The organism is Verruconatronum alginivorum (assembly GCF_056590205.1).
In genome coordinates, this window is sequence record NZ_JBWPVQ010000001.1 from 3,973,369 (window position 1) to 3,988,452 (window position 15,084).

Below are 15,084 nucleotides of genomic sequence, written 5' to 3' on the forward strand. Positions count from 1 at the left end.
CCGGGCGACTTGAAAAGGACCGGAGAACTTACTTGCCCCGGTGGCCCGGTCGGGGTCATGATGCCGGGCTTTCTTCGAGTCATGTCTTCCCTCATCTTTCTTGGAGTCAACATCGATCATTGCGCCACGGTTCGGCAAGCCCGCTATCGGGAAAACGAACGGGGCAGCGGTCAAATGGTGGAACCGGATCCGGTGGCGCTCGCCTTGGCGGCGGAGCAGGCCGGGGCCGATGGTATCACGGCTCACCTCCGCGAGGACCGCCGGCATATTCAGGACCGCGATATCGAACGCTTGCGCGAATCCATTGCCACTCGCCTCAATTTGGAAATGGCCTGCACGGCTGAAATGACCGCCTTTGCCCGACGGATTCGACCGGAGACGGTTTGCCTCGTTCCCGAAAGCCGGGACGAGGTGACGACCGAAGGGGGGCTCGACGTCGCCGGTCAAGTCGAGCGGGTTCGTCCGGTGGTCGAAGCGATGGCGGAAACCGGGATCGACGTAAGTTTGTTCATCGATCCGGAACCGGCTCAGATCGAAGCGGCGGCCCGGTTGAAGGCGCCGATCATCGAATTGCACACCGGAGCTTATGCGAATGCTTATTACCATTCGGAAAACCGGAAACGCGAATTCGAAAAACTCCGGCGGGGGGCCGCTCTCGCCCACGAACTCGGATTGATTGTAAACGCCGGGCACGGGATCAATTACGTCAACATCGCAGAAGTCCGGACGTTGCCCTGGTTGCATGAATTGAATATCGGTCACAGCATCGTCAGCCGGGCCTTGTCGACCGGGATCGCCGAAGCGGTTCGTGAAATGAAAACCCGGATGAACACCCGATGAGCCTGGTGTTGCCCGAAGGAGGTTATTTGGTCGGATTGGGAACCGACCTTGTCGAGGTGGAGCGGATACGCCGGGTGATGGAGCGTCAGGGCGATCGATTTTTGAAGCGGGTCTATACCGCCGAGGAACTCGATTATTGCCTGGCGATGAAACACCCGCACAAACATCTCGCCGCCCGTTTCGCCGCGAAGGAGGCGGTCTCGAAGGCCTTCACGACCGGGATCGGCGCCTCCCTCGGGTGGAAATCGATATCCATCTACAAAGGGGAGCGCCAGGAACCGTTGGTCCGCCTCGATGAACAAGGCGAAAGGCTTTTGCGTGAGGTTGGGGCCACCCACGCCTGGATCTCGCTTACCCACACCGAACAGCTGGCCCAGGCGGTCGCCGCGTTGCTGCGACGGGAGAGATGAACCTAAACTCTGCAGTTGGAGTAGCCGCAAAAAGGCGCAGAATACACAAGAAGCATGGGCTAGCTCATAAGAGGCCGACTATTACCAGTAACCCGTTGGGTGAATCGGCCCTTCCGTTTAAGTCTTTGCCTTTGAGCATTTTGTGCATTCTCGCGGCGAAATGTATCCCATCCGAACAGGTCGATGGCCGACCGAACCCGCCGGGAGACGCACCCCACCGCTCAAGAGGGAAACTTTTCACGCAGATCCTCTCTTATGAAACGTTACTGTTCATGCGGGTCGCAGGGCTAAATCGGAGGGTTGGCTTCCAGCCGACCTTATCTTGAAACGACGCCGACGGCGGACGGCAGGATGCCATCCCTCCCAGTGGCGAGGAAGTTTCATTCCATGTTGTTCCCCGGGCGCAGCCCGGATATTGGCTCTTGAGAGGGGGGGCCATGCGCGAGCATGGTGGGGTGTTTTTTCTTCCCCGCGATAAAGCCAAATGAGCTCCGAATAACCCCCTAAATACCTGCTGAATGATGAACCGGTCTTGTGCGTGAGACCCAGGAGGGACGGCATTCAGCCGCCCCGCAGGGCGGAACTCGTCCTTAGACCTCCTCGACGGCGGAATAAGCCAAGCTGTGGCGGCCGGCTCGTTTTGCCCGCGAACCGAGTGGATTGAGGCTACGCATCTTGGCCAATTGCACGTCAATCCCGGCTTGGAGGTGTTCGTTCATCCGGTCCACCGCACGGGGTTTGTCGCGTTTTCGAATCGCTTCGAAAATCTTGAGATGGCTCTCCCAGACTTCGACCGGATTGTTGCGGTCGTCCTTCAATTCCTGGCCCGGCATGCTGGAAGGGGAGACCACCCGGTGGATGAATTGGAAACGAAGAATCTGTTCGAGGAGCAAATCGTTGTGCGCCGCCTCCACCACGGCGACATGGAACCGAATATCCTCCTTCCCGAGGATGCGCCACTCCTCCGCCGGAGAATCGGGCTCGAGCCGGTGGGCGACCTCGCGCATCGCTTCCAGGCAAACCTTGATCGCCTCCAGGTCATCCCGGTCGTGACGCTCGGCGGCCAACCCGGCGGCGAACGTTTCGAACGCCAGGCGAAGTTCGCATAAATCCTTGAACTCCGAAAAGCTCATCGACTTCACTACGGCCCCCAGGCGGGGGGTGATCTCGACCAACCCATCGTTTTCGAGTTGCAGGAGCGCTTCCCGGACGGGCGTCCGGCTGACTCCGACCACCCCGGAAAGGCTTTGAGCGGAAAGAAATTCGCCCGGCTTGAAATCTCCTTCGAGGATCTTCTGCCGGATGAAGTCATAGGCGACGTTGGAATTCATTGGGCTAACATTACCATGTATACAGGTAGGTGCAAGGACTTTCCACAAAATCAGAGAGTCGTTCAAATGGGTGCCTCCTCGGATGATTTTCGCCAGGAATTGGGATTGACAGCACATAAATACGCCTGCATACATGTTGCAGCAGTGGTCGGATGGACGCTGTTTTCGTGATGTCGGAATTTCAAATATTAATCGTGGGAGGGGGGAGCATCGGAGAACGCCATCTTCGATGTTTTCAACGGATCGAAGGAGTGTCGGCCGCCGTATGTGACAATAATACGTCGCTGCGGGACCGGTTGGAGCGAGAGTATGGGGTGCCGGGGTTCGGGGATTTGTCGGAGGCCCTGAATCGGTTCGAGCCCGGAGGGGTGGTGATTTGCACCCCCGCCCACCTTCACGTGGGAATGGCACGGCTGGTGTTGGAAGCGGGCAAGGATCTCTTGATCGAGAAACCGCTTAGCACGACGGAACAGGGCACGGAGGAGTTGTTGCGCGAGGCGGGGCAACGGGGGCGGGCGGTCGCGATGGCTTACGTTTATCGGGTTTTGCCGGCGTTGCGGGAGGCGCGGTCCCGGTTGGTGATGGGCGATCTTGGACGGGTCCTCCAGGTGAACGTTGTCGCCGGCCAGCATTTTCCAACTTTCCGTCCGGCGTATCGAGATATTTATTACGCTCGTCATGAGACCGGTGGCGGCGCGATTCAGGATGCCCTGACCCATTTGGCCAACGCGGTTGAATGGTGCGTCGGGCCGACGGATTCGCTGTATTGCGACGCTTCGCATCAGGCGCTCGAGGGCGTGGAGGTGGAAGACACCGTCCATGTGGCGGCTCGAAACGGAAAGGTTCTGGTGAGTTATGCGTTGAACCAGTTTCAGGCCCCCAACGAATCGACCCTCTGGCTTCATTGCGAACAAGGCAGTTTGCGGATTGAGTTTCATCGACAACGCTGGGGCATTCTTCGTCACGGAGATTCGGACTGGGACTGGCATGCGGCGCCGACGGGGGACCGCGATGCCCTGTTCACCGCGCAAGCCCGGGCGTTTATCGACGCTTCCTGTGGCAAGGAGACCGACCTCTGTTCATTGGAGGAGGGGATTCGGACCCTCAAGTTCAATCTGGCGGCGTTGGAATCGGCTAGGACCGGAAGGAGGGTGGTCCTGTGAAGGCGCACGGCACCATCCGCCTCGCGATGTTGGGGATGATCGAAGGAAACGCTCATCCATATTCGTGGTCGGCAATCATCAACGGTTATGACCGTGAAGCGATGGCGGCGGCGGTCGGCCTCCGTTACCCGGTGATTCCGGCTTATCTGAACGCTCAACCGGCTGGTACGGTTGGCCTCCCAGGCGCGGAGGTCACTCATGTTTGGACGGACGATCCGCAGGAAGCGCCACAAGTGGCCGCCGCGGCGGGGATCGCCCATGTGGTAAACCGTCCCGAGGATGTCATCGGGGAAGTCGACGCGGTGATCATCGCCACCGATGACGGGGATGATCACGTGCGCCGGGCCTTGCCTTTCGTGGAGGCGAATATTCCGGTCTTCGTCGACAAGCCGCTGGCGACCAACCTTCTCGACCTTTGGCGATTCGCCCGCTGGCAGGAGTCGGGGAAGGTTTTCCTATCCTCGAGCGGGTTGCGATATGCTCCGGAAGTCGCGGCTCTCAAGGACCGGTTGGGAAATTTGGGCGAGCTCCGCTGGGTTTCGTCTACCACCGCGAAATCCTGGGCGCGTTACGGAATCCATGCCCTCGAGCCGGTGTATTCGTTGCTTGGACCCGGAATCGAGGCCGTATCCATGGTGAAATCGCGGAGTTCCGTGGTCGCTACGGTGACCCGGGCGGATGGCGTGCTTTTGACGATCGCGGTTCTACCGGAAGCTCCCGGGAGCGCCGGGCTTATCCATCTGTACGGAACCCAAGGGAATATCAGTATCAAGCTGACTGATACATACACCGCCTTCCGGCATCAAATGATGGCCTTTATCGAGATGCTGCGATGCGGAATGCCGCCGTTTCCCTTTTCCCAGACGGAAGAACTGATGCTCACTTTGATCGCGGGTGAATGCTCTTTGGAACGGGAGGGAGAACTGGTTTCGTTGGCGGAACTGCGCGGGCAACTGGCGAAGCTCTCGGCGGAAACGATCGACGTGCTACCGGGATGAGGAGCGTTGGAGGGATTTTGCAGTTTCAACGACACACACATTTATGAAACTTGAACGAAATAGCAGAGTATTGAAACGTCTTCGCGAGGGAGGGTCGGCGGTTTCAATGAAGATAAACTTGTCCGATCCCCGCGTGATCGAGATGTGCGGTATGGCGGGGTTGGACGCTGTCTGGTTATGCAACGAGCATGTCCCAAACGATTGGCTCAACCTGGAATCCCAGATCCGGGCGGCAAAACTCCACGATATGGATACGATCGTCCGGGTGGAACGGGGAAGTTACAGTGGCTACGTGAAGCCGTTCGAGGCGGACGCCACCGGCATTATGGTTCCGCATGTGACTTCGGCCAAGGAGGCGAGACAGGTGGTCGAATGGACCCGATTTTATCCGGTCGGTCGGCGGGCCATCGACGGAGGAAACGCCGACGCCCGGTTTTGCCAGACCTCGATTCATGATTACATCGAACATAGCAACCGCGAGCGTCTGATCATCCTGCAAATCGAGTCGCCGGAAGGCGTGGAGAATGTGGATGAGATCGCGGAGGTCGACGGGTACGACATCCTTTTGTTCGGTCCGGGTGATTTCAGCCATTTGATCGGCGAAGCGGGGAATTTGAGTCATCCGGAAGTCTTGAAAGCCCGGCGGAAAGTCGGAGCGGCGGCGATCCGGAACGGCAAGTTCGCCATGTCGGCCGGACTGATGGGAGCGCATCAGGAGTTGGAGAAAGAAGGTTACCGCTTCTTTAACATCGGAGCTGATGTGGTTGGAATCGGGGAATACTTCAAGACTACGCTGGGAGCCTTCCGTCAATCTGAAGCCAAACATTCGATCCCGCGCAACGGCGTGTCACGGGTCTACTGAACCCGACCGACCCATAGGATTTTTGGAGATGAGCACATTTCTCGATCGTTTTAATTTGCAGGGCAAGGTCGTGATTTTGACCGGTGGGGCCGGATTGTATGGACGCGGATTGACCACCCGGCTCGCGGAAGCGGGGGCGACGTTGGTGATCGCTTCCCGGGGAGTCGACAAATTGCAGGAGATTGCCCGGGAGGAAGCGGAGCGCGGCCATTCGGTGCATGCCGAGCGACTAGATCTCGTATCCGAATCTTCGATCAAGGAACTGGTCGAAAGAGTCGTCACGCGTTTCGGGCGGATCGACGTCTTGGTTAACAATTCTTATCTGCGCGTCGTTAAGGGCGGTCCCGAGGCTTCCATTGAGCAATGGGAAGAGTCTTTGCGCGCGAACGCGACCGGCCTGTTGACTATCACCCGGGCATGTGGCGAACAGATGTGCCGCCAGCGCAACGGAAGTATTATCAACATCGGATCGATCCTTGGCGTGGTCGGCCCGAATCCGTTCCTTTATGAGGGGACGGCGATGACGGCCCCGCCGGATTATTTTTTTAACAAAGGTGGCATGTTGTCGCTCACCCGATACTTCGCCTCGTATTACGGGAAGTTTGGGGTCCGGGTCAATTACCTGTCCCCGGGTGGCTATTTCAACCACCAGGATCCGTTGTTTCTCGAGCGGTATGAGAAGCAGACGATGCTCGGCCGGATGGCCAACGACGACGATTTGGCGGGGGCGGTGATCTTTCTCGCGAGCGATGCCGCGGGCTACATCACCGGCGTTTCGCTTCCGGTGGACGGCGGTTACACCGCGAAGTGATATCGAGGAGGTCCGGATGATGAAAAAATGGAAATCAACCTTGCGCCTGGGGCTCGCCGGTTTGGTGATGACGGGGGCGACGGTCGTAGCCGATGTGCCGTATCGACCGGTCATTTTACATCAAACGGTGGTATCCAAAGAGGAAGGACGATATCTCGGGTGGCCGAGTATTGCTAAACTTCCGAGTGGACGGCTTCTGGTGGTTTATTCGGGGGATCGGGATTGGCACGTATGTCCCTGGGGCAAACCGCATCTGGTGTATAGCGATGACGCGGGGCGGACCTGGAGCCAACCGGTCGCCTTGGCGAATACGCCGCTCGATGATCGTGACGCGGGCATCCTGGTCACGAAACGCGGCACGGTGATTGTCACCTGGTTCAATTCGGTGGCATTCGCCAATGAATACAGTCCCTTTTACGAACGGCGTTACGCCCAGTATGCCACTCATGCGGCGGGGCTCTCGCCGGAACTTCGGCAGCGATGGCTTGGTTCGTGGGCGGTCCGCAGCGAAGACGGCGGGACCACCTGGAGCGATCCCTACCGGATTCCTTTTCATACACCGCATGGTCCGATTCAGTTGCGCGACGGGCGGATTCTGATGGTGAGCGGTGCCGGCGTGGCCGAATCGATCGACGACGGAGTCACTTGGCGGGTGGTGTCCCGGTTTCGCTCAGGGTTCGGTCGATTGAGCGAAGTTTTCCCAGTGGAGCGGGCCGACGGAGAAATTGTGGTGTTGAGTCGAGCCCGGAAATTGCGGCAATTCGGCAGCAGTGACGGTGGTCGGACCTGGTCCGTGCCTTTCGAGACTGATATCCGGGGGTATCCGCCCCATATTGTTGAGCTGGAGAACGGATGGCTGGTGGCGGTGTATGGGCGCCGCGACGAAACGCCGAAGGGACAGTTTGCTTCCGTCAGTCGCGACGGAGGAAGATCCTGGGAGACCGACCACGAGATCACCCTCTCCATAGCCGAGAACCATCCCGGAACCGAGGAGGAACTTGGGTATCCGCCCAGTTGGGACTTGGGGTATCCAGCCAGCGTGGTGCTGGAGGATGGAACGATTTGGACCGTCTACTATCAGGTGGATCAGGAAGGGGAATGGCCGAGCATCCTGGGAACTCATTGGAAGCTCGAAAGCACCGGGGAGAATCAGGTCGACATCGATTTCAAGCACTTAGAACCGGTTGCGGTCGAGTCGGCCGGCGCCGATCGAACCGAGCGAATTCACCTGCAGATCGATTTTTCTGAATACATCCTCGGCGATGTTCGTGGACAACCCGAAACCGGGCCGGGAGCATGGACCGGTGGTCCGGACTGGGAGGGAATTGTGGTCGCGGTGGATGGACAGGGCGCGAGCGGGCGGGCGTTGCAACTCGGAAGCGTTTCCGGCGGAGTGGCGGGACGGGGAAGTTTTCCTATTTGCCCGGGAGCGCCCGGACTGCCGAATCGTAGCGTGTCGTTGGAATCTGAAAATAGAATCCATTGGGCGGTGGACTTTTTGTTACCCTCCGATGAGGGGGGCCTCGAATTTGTCATGAGCGACACCAGTCCCGGCGACGCCGCCCAGACTGGTTTCCGGTTGCGGATCGATTCCGCGGATCGGCCCGTGGCGTTCGCTTCGGCGGTGCGCGATGACGGCGGTCGGGTACGAAGCGAGATGGTGGAGGGCAAGTTCAAGCCGGAAAAAGGAAAGTGGCACCGGATCGAGTTCGAGATCGAACAAAGTGATGTACCTGGAGCTGGACGGTTCTCGGTCTACGTCTCGACACCTGAAAACCGGGAGCGGCGAGCGATTTTGGTCGAACACCCTTACGCCTTCCTGGCCAGGCAACTTACGACTCTGTTCGTTAATCCGTTGGGAAACCAAGCGGTTTCAAATGGGGTTCAGATCACCAATCTTCGAATCGCCAGCGGGCTCGCGGAATTTCCGGTCCGCGACTATCGCTGAACCGTTCGAGTCGCGTCCCAAACAGAGCAACCAACCCATATCCATGTTTATGAAACCAACCCGATTCAAGCAGTATTCCATGATAGCTATGGTCATCGTCATGACGTTTATGAAGTCCGGTCTGTCGGCGGGCAAAGCTGAGTTAATCGTCGATCATGTGACTGGTTGGCCGAATCTTACTCGCTTGCCGGATGGCACGATATTGTTGGCCGGCTTCGATCAACCGAGTCATGGGCAAGTGGAGGGGGATGTCGCTTGCTGGATAAGTGAAGACCAAGGCGAAACCTGGACTTGGAGAGGGCGGCTGACCGAGCACGAACCGCAAACGGTTCGAATGAATCATGCGGTCGGTCTGAACCGTCACGGCGAGATCATCGCGTTGGTTTCAGGCTGGAGCGATGTCCAGCAACCGGGGGCGATTAAGAGGAACGTCTTGCGGGATAAGATTCTCCGGCCGTGGATTTGCCGTTCCGACGATGGAGGGGAGACTTGGACGGTCGTGAGAAACGCGTTTCCCACCGATCCCATCGGTCGGGAATTAATTCCCTTCGGCGACATCCTACTCGCCGATGACGGCAGTCTCCGTGCCGCAATGTATTCAACTTCTTATTGGGACAGGCCGGGCCCGTGGGCGACCTATTTTCTCGTGAGCGAGGACGACGGACGATCGTGGCGGATTCGATCGCGGATCGGAACGGGCACGAACGAAACCGCGATTCTCGACCTTGGAAACGGGGAATGGCTGGCGGCGGCGCGGGACGCGGCCAGCCGGCTGTTTCGGTCGACCGATGACGGCGAGACTTGGGTGGACCTCGGGGCGGTCACCGAACCGCGGCAATTTCCCCCGCATCTTTTGAGGTTACGTGACGGTCGGATCGTGATGAGTTATGGCGACCGGAGGTCCGGACAGTTCGGCGTCGGCGCGCGAATCAGCGAGGACCGGGGCGCCACCTGGGGCGAGCCGTTGGTTTTGGCCCCCTTGCAGGATTGGGATGGCGGTTATCCGGCCAGTCTTGAGATGGACGACGGGCGGATCATGACGGTTTTCTATTCCAAGAAAGGTGACCTCGACGACTACGCCCTGTATCGGGTTTTCTGGGACGCCGAACAGACGAAGGCGGTCGGGAAAGTGTCGAAATGAAGGCGCTGAACCGGTTTACTGTCTTGGGGGCGGTCGGGCTTTTCGTCGGGTGGCTCGGGATCGAAGCGGACGTCCTCGAGCCCACCGTGCCTCGGCAACAAGGGTGGGCCGAAATATTGGAGGAGCGGGTGATCGCCCGCCAAGTCGACCGCTACATCGGTTGGCCGTCGATTGTGCGGGCGGAGAACGGCGACCTCGTGGTCGTTTTCAGCGGAGACCGGGATTGGCATGTCTGCCCTTGGGGAAAGACCTACCTGGTCAGAAGCAGCGACAACGGAAAAACCTGGTCGGAACCGGAAGTGATCGTTAACACGCCGCTGGACGACCGGGACGCCGGCTTGGTGCTGCTTTCTGATGGGAATTTGATGCTGACCTTCTTCACCTCGGTCGCGTTCGACAATCCCGCGGTGCCCCGTTACGAACCGTATCGGCAACACGCCGGTAAACTTTCGCCGACGATTCGCGCGGAATGGCTCGGCAATTGGTCGAAAGTTTCCTCCGATCATGGCAAGACCTGGGGGCCGTATCAGCGAATGCCATCGAGCACACCGCACGGCCCCGTGCAATTGTCGGACGGAAGGCTCTTGATGGTCCGGCAAGCGGTCCACGAGTCGACGGACCAAGGAAAGACATGGCAACAAATCGGGGCGATCCGCCGGAATCCGGAGACATGGAAAAGTCGATACGCGTTCCTGAGCGAGCAGCATGCGGTGGAGGCGGCGGACGGCCGGATCGTGGCTTTGAGCCGCTACGCCGATGGGGCCGACATCGATCTGCGGCAGATCGAGAGTGAAGACGGGGGGCGGACTTGGACGGAACCGCGTGCCACCGGGATGCGGGGTTATCCGGCCCATATTCTTCGATTGGAGAACGACTGGCTCCTCGCGGTTTACGGTCGCCGGGTGGCGCCGATGGGGCAGCGGGCCGCGATCAGCAAAGATCATGGCCGGAGTTGGTCGGTAGACGAAGAAGTCGTTTTGAGCAACGCCGTCCCGCAAGGGGCTGGCCACCTCGGATACCCTTCCAGCGCGCAATTGCCTGACGGATCTATTTGGACCGTGTATTACCAGATCGCAAACACGGAGCACGGCGAATATCCCAGCCTGATGGCGACCCATTGGCGGATCATTCATGCCGGAGATTAAAGATTGACGCACGTGTGTGTCTATGTATACATATTGAGTATGAAACCCATCTTCTTTCTGGTCATTGCCCTTTCCGTTCTCCTTCATTCACCGGTCCGTGGAGTTGTGTTGGTGCAGGAGTCGTTTGATTATTCCGGTTCCCAACTCAATCAAGCCGACGGAGGAATCGGGTGGCGAACGGCGTGGCAAAGCACCGCTCAATTGAATACCAGCAGTGTGGCGAATCTTGGTTCGGCCGGTTTGGATGCGCCCGGAAATTATCCCGTGGGAGGGGGCAGGAGCCTGATGTTGAATGATCCGGGCGGTCAGATCTCTGCCTTCCGTGGATTGGCGACGAATTCCTTTATCGATTTCGACACCGACGGTACCTACTACCTCAGCTTCTTGGCGCAGAAGACCTCGGGTAGTTTTGTGTTCCGGCTAAGCCAAGGGGCATCCACCAACGTGCTTTCGTTCACCGTGGCCACGGGGGGCGCGGTTACCATGGGATTGGGTAGCGAACAGGCCACGAGCGGAACGTTGATCGCCAACAATCACTCGTATTTGTTTGTCGCGAAGATCGTCACCTCCGCTTCCGAACCGGATCAGGTTTTCTTCCAGAGATACAGTCACACCCAGGACTTGCCGTTGGACGAGCCGCAATCCTGGTTGCTGCAATTGAGCGCGGACTTGGATTTGCTCGGTGAGCGGATCGCCCTGTTTGGGGGAAGTAATCGAACCGTCGAGTTCGACGAGATCCGCATCGGGACCACGTGGGATTCGGTCGTGGTTCCTGAACCGGCGGCTTACGCTTCCTTGGTGGGCTTGTTGAGCGTATTGGTGGTTTGGGGACGTCGGCGTTTGATGTCGAAGCGGGAAGGATGAAGAAGGAAAAACGATTTTGGAGGTCGGGGTCTTGGTGCCGGTCCGTATTTTTGCTGGGCGGGGTGATGACGGGTGCGTTGACTTGTCCCCTGCAGGCGGTCGAGGCCCAGGCGTTGGCTCGATGGGATCTGACCGGGCATTCAAGTGAAACCGGAGCGACCGCGACGTTTGCCTTGGCGCAAGAACCGACCGGGACGGTTGAGATCAACGGAGTCACCGTCTTCGAAGGTTTGTTGGCGGATGCCGGAATGCTGTCTGTGACCGGCCCGACCAGTTCGGCGGGTGTGAATCTCCACCCGCCGCGACCGCAATGGTATTTCCATGTTCCGATTGGGGACTCCGACGTTCTGCAAGTGGGGGAGAACACGGTGGTTCTCCGTTTCTTTACCGGGCAAGTGCCGCTGCTGGTGGAAGTCCAGATGGCGGTTTTCAGCGCAGAGTGATCCTTAGCGGGCGCGAGGTTCGATTCGGAGCCTGAAGGTTGCGTCTGACGGCAGGTTCTCGCGGAGGATCCGGCCATCGGGACCGGTCATTTCCGGAGTGATTTCAATCGGCATCCAGTTGCCCTGAGGGTCCAATTGTTCCAGGAGAATGGAGTAGGACGACTTGGCGGTGACTTGGATCGCCCCCAATTCGGAGTGATTGGTCAAGGACCAGACACCCGCTCCGCTCGCATGATATCCCCCGTAGATCCGGAAAGTCACCGTCCCGGTGAAATTATCCAACAGGGGAATATCGGTCAGGTCGAACGTGTAGTCGTGGGCAAGCAGGTCGGCTGGAATATGTCCTTGGAAAACAACTACATGGGTCGCGAATCCGTCGATCGACGCGCGGACGGTCATGTAGGTGGGGGCGTTCGCGTTCACCCGACGTTGGGCGAAGGAGAGGGAGCCCAGCTTCACCGGCAGGCCTCCGGTATTCACCTCCAGCTGGAAATATCGTGATTCCGCGATTTGGGCGGAACTCCAGCCGCCTGCGGCGATGCTGTTGGCGACGCCCGCCGTAGGATTGATCGCGGAGCTGTGGACGATCCTCGAAGGAATCAGGGTGTCGCCGCTGTATCCGGTGAGGCCGAGCCGGAGTGTCGGGGGAGCGGGCGCTCCGACGGGAGCGGAATCTTCCGCCAAAACCAGCGTCAATGGAATCGCCTGGCCGCTGACGAGTGGCACGGGCACCTGTTTTCGGTATTCGTAGGCGTCCTCATGATCGTTCCAGTGGGCGGGGGTGACTGCGTAAATCCGGTCGCCATGGGTCGGATTCGCCGCGGCTTCGAGGATTTCGGAGGTCAGGGCCGTGGGGGGAAGGTTGAAGTTGTAAGTCTCGATTCCAGTCGCGCCCTGAAACATATAATTGGATACGGCCCCTCGGACCTGGGCGGCGGAGACGAGCCGGGAGGTCGGAGCGGCGTAGGTTGCGGCGGTCGGTTCCGGGGGGAAGGGCCAGGAAAACTGGTTGCGGTTGAAGATCGCCGGATAGACCGCCACATCGTGCGGATCCGCGAGGGCGACAAACTCGGCGACCGGGAGATCGAAGGCGACGGTCATGGCTGGAGAGGGCACGATCACATCCACCAGGCCTTCTTCGATCCATCGTCCAATTTCGAGCCCGGCCCAGTCGCAGTTGCGCAACGAGGGCGGGACTCTCACATGCAGTGACAGAAATCTGCCCTGGCGAAGACTTTCCTCATCGAGAGATTCCCTGACCGCGGCGACCAATTCGGTCATCAAAGGAGCCCGCTCCCCGGCGGTCCCGGGGGGGAAGAAAATGGGATGGCGCATGAAATCGAGCTGCAGGCCGGCCATCAGATCGCCATATCGCTCGATCACTTCCCGGATAATAGAGAGGCGGTAGGCGCGCACTTCGGGATGCGAGAAATCGAGAAGGTATTGATAGGATGGATGACTGACGGGGGAAGCGCCGATGGTGAATTGTTCGTGGTGATTGACCCAGAATTCTCCCGTCAGCGGATTCTCCATCGGATTACTGGTGAAATGGGAATCGTTCATCCGGTAGGTGGGGATGAAAAACAGCCCCATATCCGCCGCCGCTTCGCCGGCGATCCGGACCGCGTCGGTCTCCGCTTCCACATTGGCGCGGAGTATTGGCATCCGTTCGTCCCAGGGAGGTTGGTTTTCTCCTTCGGTGAACCTCCATCCGTAGACGCTTCCGGCCGTGGACGGATAGAGCATGATGTCCGACCCGGTGGCGACCGAATGCACCAGGGTGGTCACCGGCGTTTCCGCCAAGGTATGGAGCATCGCGCGCAAGTTCGCTTCGGCCTGGACCGGATCGGCGTCCGTGAAGGAGAAATCGCCGTCCTCGTTCAGCATCAGTCCGAAATCCGGCAGCGGGCGTCGTTCGACGGAAAGATCCAATGCGGATGCCGGTCCGCAGGGAAGGAAAAGGGCGGCCAAGGTGGAGTAGAGCGCGGCGGGAAGGGCCCGGTGAATGGTGCGGGAAAAGATAATCACTGCTCCCATTGAATCGTATGCACATGCATGGAGTCAAGGCGGAAAACATGTTGACGCACTGTTGCATTCTAGTGTATGCATAATGATTCAAGAGCGGTTTCTTCGAACCAGAGTTCAACCATTCCCTTCAGCATTTCATGAAAAACAACCACTTCATCCTTCCGTTGAGCCACGTGATCCTCCGGTTTTTGGCGGTTCTTTCCGTGGTCTTGGCCATGACGCCGATCGCTTCGCTGCGAGCCGCGCCTTTCGTTCACGAAAGTTTCGATTACCCCGGGTCTCAGTTGAACGGGGCGAATGGCGGCGGGGGCTGGCGGGATTCCTGGAAGGCGACTCCCCAGCTTGACGCGGACAGCGTGGCTCAGTTGGGTGCGATCAATTTGCCGGCGCCAGTTGGGTATCCGCCGGCGACGGGCAAGAGTCTGGTGTTGGCCGATCCGGGCGGGCAACCGACCGCGTATCGGGGATTGAGCACAAACGCTTTCCTGTATTTTGACGAGGACCGGACGTATTTTGTGAGCTTTCTGGTTCGGCGAAACCAGGGAGGCTATGCCTTCGCTTTGCGCCAGGGGGCGAATACTACCGTGGTCGGTGTAAGTGTCAGCACCGGGGGAGCCATCACCTTGAGTCTCGACGGTCAATCCACCACCAGCGCGAACGTCATCGCCAATGATGTTTCGTATTTGATCGTTTTGAAAATCGAGACGTCGGCCTCCGGCCAGGACCGCGTTTTTCTCCGCCACTACGCGGAGACGCAGACGCTTCCGGCCGAGGAACCCGAAACCTGGCTGCTCGAGGTCGCCACCGCGACCAACCTGTTCGCCGAACGGGTCGCTCTTCTCGGCGGCGGGAACCGCACCATCGAGTTCGACGAACTCCGGATCGGTCCGACTTGGGCCCGGACGGTCTACGAGGTGCCGTCCACCTATGCGCTCACCTTGGAGCAATCGGGGGATCTGCAAACGTGGATTCCGATCAACGTCACCGCGGATATGATCGGTCCGGATGGACGGATTTTCCCCGCCGACGTCGACGGCAATAATTTCTTCCGCATGCGCATCGAGCGCCAGGACGATAACTGAGGTTCCCCGATCGCTGGG

The 15,084-nt window shown here is 59.0% G+C and carries 14 protein-coding genes; 12 read left to right on the forward strand and 2 right to left on the reverse strand.

All coding sequences use genetic code 11. The annotated features are described in order from the left end of the window. The first annotated feature begins 81 nt into the window (after positions 1-81). Entirely contained in the window at positions 82-840 is a 759-nt protein-coding gene (locus ACWUI2_RS14285; protein ID WP_486983527.1) for a pyridoxine 5'-phosphate synthase, read from the forward strand. After that, a complete protein-coding gene (acpS, locus tag ACWUI2_RS14290) occupies positions 837-1,250 on the forward strand; it encodes a holo-ACP synthase (protein WP_486983528.1) in 414 nt (137 codons plus the stop codon). Before ACWUI2_RS14285 ends, acpS begins: the two co-directional genes overlap by 4 nt. Positions 1,251-1,840: 590 nt before the next feature. Here the strand turns inward: acpS and ACWUI2_RS14295 are convergent. After that, a complete protein-coding gene (locus tag ACWUI2_RS14295) occupies positions 1,841-2,581 on the reverse strand; it encodes a GntR family transcriptional regulator (protein WP_486983529.1) in 741 nt (246 codons plus the stop codon). Positions 2,582-2,733: 152 nt separating this feature from the next. On the opposite strand from ACWUI2_RS14295, the gene ACWUI2_RS14300 reads away from it, so the two are divergent. Genes ACWUI2_RS14300 through ACWUI2_RS14340 form a run of 9 tightly spaced genes read left to right on the forward strand, consistent with a single transcriptional unit; the run spans position 2,734 to position 11,956 of the window. After that, positions 2,734-3,744 carry a Gfo/Idh/MocA family protein gene (locus ACWUI2_RS14300; RefSeq protein WP_486983530.1) on the forward strand — a complete coding sequence of 337 codons (1,011 nt, stop codon included), beginning with the start codon at positions 2,734-2,736 and terminating at the stop codon, positions 3,742-3,744. Continuing rightward, entirely contained in the window at positions 3,741-4,742 is a 1,002-nt protein-coding gene (locus ACWUI2_RS14305; RefSeq protein ID WP_486983531.1) for a Gfo/Idh/MocA family protein, read from the forward strand. The genes ACWUI2_RS14300 and ACWUI2_RS14305 overlap by 4 nt, the downstream gene beginning before the upstream one ends. Before the next feature lie 43 nt (positions 4,743-4,785). Continuing rightward, the gene (locus ACWUI2_RS14310) at positions 4,786-5,604 is read left to right on the forward strand and encodes an HpcH/HpaI aldolase family protein (RefSeq protein WP_486983532.1); all 819 of its coding nucleotides are present in this window, start codon (positions 4,786-4,788) and stop codon (positions 5,602-5,604) included. 28 nt (positions 5,605-5,632) lie between these two features. Then, a complete protein-coding gene (locus tag ACWUI2_RS14315; RefSeq protein WP_486983533.1) occupies positions 5,633-6,415 on the forward strand; it encodes an SDR family oxidoreductase in 783 nt (260 codons plus the stop codon). Between the two features lie 16 nt (positions 6,416-6,431). Beyond that, the gene (locus tag ACWUI2_RS14320; protein WP_486983534.1) at positions 6,432-8,363 is read left to right on the forward strand and encodes a sialidase family protein; all 1,932 of its coding nucleotides are present in this window, start codon (positions 6,432-6,434) and stop codon (positions 8,361-8,363) included. Positions 8,364-8,412: 49 nt separating this feature from the next. After that, positions 8,413-9,504: a sialidase family protein gene (locus ACWUI2_RS14325; RefSeq protein ID WP_486983535.1), complete on the forward strand. Its 1,092-nt coding sequence runs from the start codon at positions 8,413-8,415 to the stop codon at positions 9,502-9,504. Next, a complete protein-coding gene (locus ACWUI2_RS14330) occupies positions 9,501-10,649 on the forward strand; it encodes a sialidase family protein (protein ID WP_486983536.1) in 1,149 nt (382 codons plus the stop codon). Before ACWUI2_RS14325 ends, ACWUI2_RS14330 begins: the two co-directional genes overlap by 4 nt. A gap of 39 nt (positions 10,650-10,688) precedes the next feature. Further along, positions 10,689-11,513, forward strand: a complete 825-nt coding sequence (locus tag ACWUI2_RS14335; protein WP_486983537.1) for a hypothetical protein — start codon at positions 10,689-10,691, stop codon at positions 11,511-11,513. Then, on the forward strand, positions 11,510-11,956 hold the full coding sequence (locus tag ACWUI2_RS14340) for a hypothetical protein (protein WP_486983538.1): 447 nt from the start codon (positions 11,510-11,512) through the stop codon (positions 11,954-11,956). The genes ACWUI2_RS14335 and ACWUI2_RS14340 overlap by 4 nt, the downstream gene beginning before the upstream one ends. Positions 11,957-11,959: 3 nt before the next feature. On the opposite strand, the gene ACWUI2_RS14345 is transcribed toward ACWUI2_RS14340, so the two are convergent. Next, complete coding sequence (locus ACWUI2_RS14345) at positions 11,960-13,984, reverse strand: glycoside hydrolase family protein (RefSeq protein WP_486983539.1); 2,025 nt, start codon at positions 13,982-13,984, stop codon at positions 11,960-11,962. Between the two features lie 137 nt (positions 13,985-14,121). On the opposite strand from ACWUI2_RS14345, the gene ACWUI2_RS14350 reads away from it, so the two are divergent. After that, positions 14,122-15,066: a hypothetical protein gene (locus tag ACWUI2_RS14350; RefSeq protein WP_486983540.1), complete on the forward strand. Its 945-nt coding sequence runs from the start codon at positions 14,122-14,124 to the stop codon at positions 15,064-15,066. Positions 15,067-15,084: the final 18 nt, after the last annotated feature.

Excerpts from the sequence above, each read along its gene's own strand:
- ACWUI2_RS14285 (WP_486983527.1), top strand. The coding sequence starts at position 82 with ATGTCTTCCCTCATCTTTCTTGGAGTCAACATCGATCATTGCGCCACG.
- acpS (WP_486983528.1), top strand. The coding sequence starts at position 837 with ATGAGCCTGGTGTTGCCCGAAGGAGGTTATTTGGTCGGATTGGGAACC.
- ACWUI2_RS14295 (WP_486983529.1), bottom strand. The coding sequence starts at position 2,581 with ATGAATTCCAACGTCGCCTATGACTTCATCCGGCAGAAGATCCTCGAA.
- ACWUI2_RS14300 (WP_486983530.1), top strand. The coding sequence starts at position 2,734 with ATGGACGCTGTTTTCGTGATGTCGGAATTTCAAATATTAATCGTGGGA.
- ACWUI2_RS14310 (WP_486983532.1), top strand. The coding sequence starts at position 4,786 with ATGAAACTTGAACGAAATAGCAGAGTATTGAAACGTCTTCGCGAGGGA.
- ACWUI2_RS14315 (WP_486983533.1), top strand. The coding sequence starts at position 5,633 with ATGAGCACATTTCTCGATCGTTTTAATTTGCAGGGCAAGGTCGTGATT.
- ACWUI2_RS14320 (WP_486983534.1), top strand. The coding sequence starts at position 6,432 with ATGATGAAAAAATGGAAATCAACCTTGCGCCTGGGGCTCGCCGGTTTG.
- ACWUI2_RS14325 (WP_486983535.1), top strand. The coding sequence starts at position 8,413 with ATGAAACCAACCCGATTCAAGCAGTATTCCATGATAGCTATGGTCATC.
- ACWUI2_RS14330 (WP_486983536.1), top strand. The coding sequence starts at position 9,501 with ATGAAGGCGCTGAACCGGTTTACTGTCTTGGGGGCGGTCGGGCTTTTC.
- ACWUI2_RS14335 (WP_486983537.1), top strand. The coding sequence starts at position 10,689 with ATGAAACCCATCTTCTTTCTGGTCATTGCCCTTTCCGTTCTCCTTCAT.
- ACWUI2_RS14340 (WP_486983538.1), top strand. The coding sequence starts at position 11,510 with ATGAAGAAGGAAAAACGATTTTGGAGGTCGGGGTCTTGGTGCCGGTCC.
- ACWUI2_RS14350 (WP_486983540.1), top strand. The coding sequence starts at position 14,122 with ATGAAAAACAACCACTTCATCCTTCCGTTGAGCCACGTGATCCTCCGG.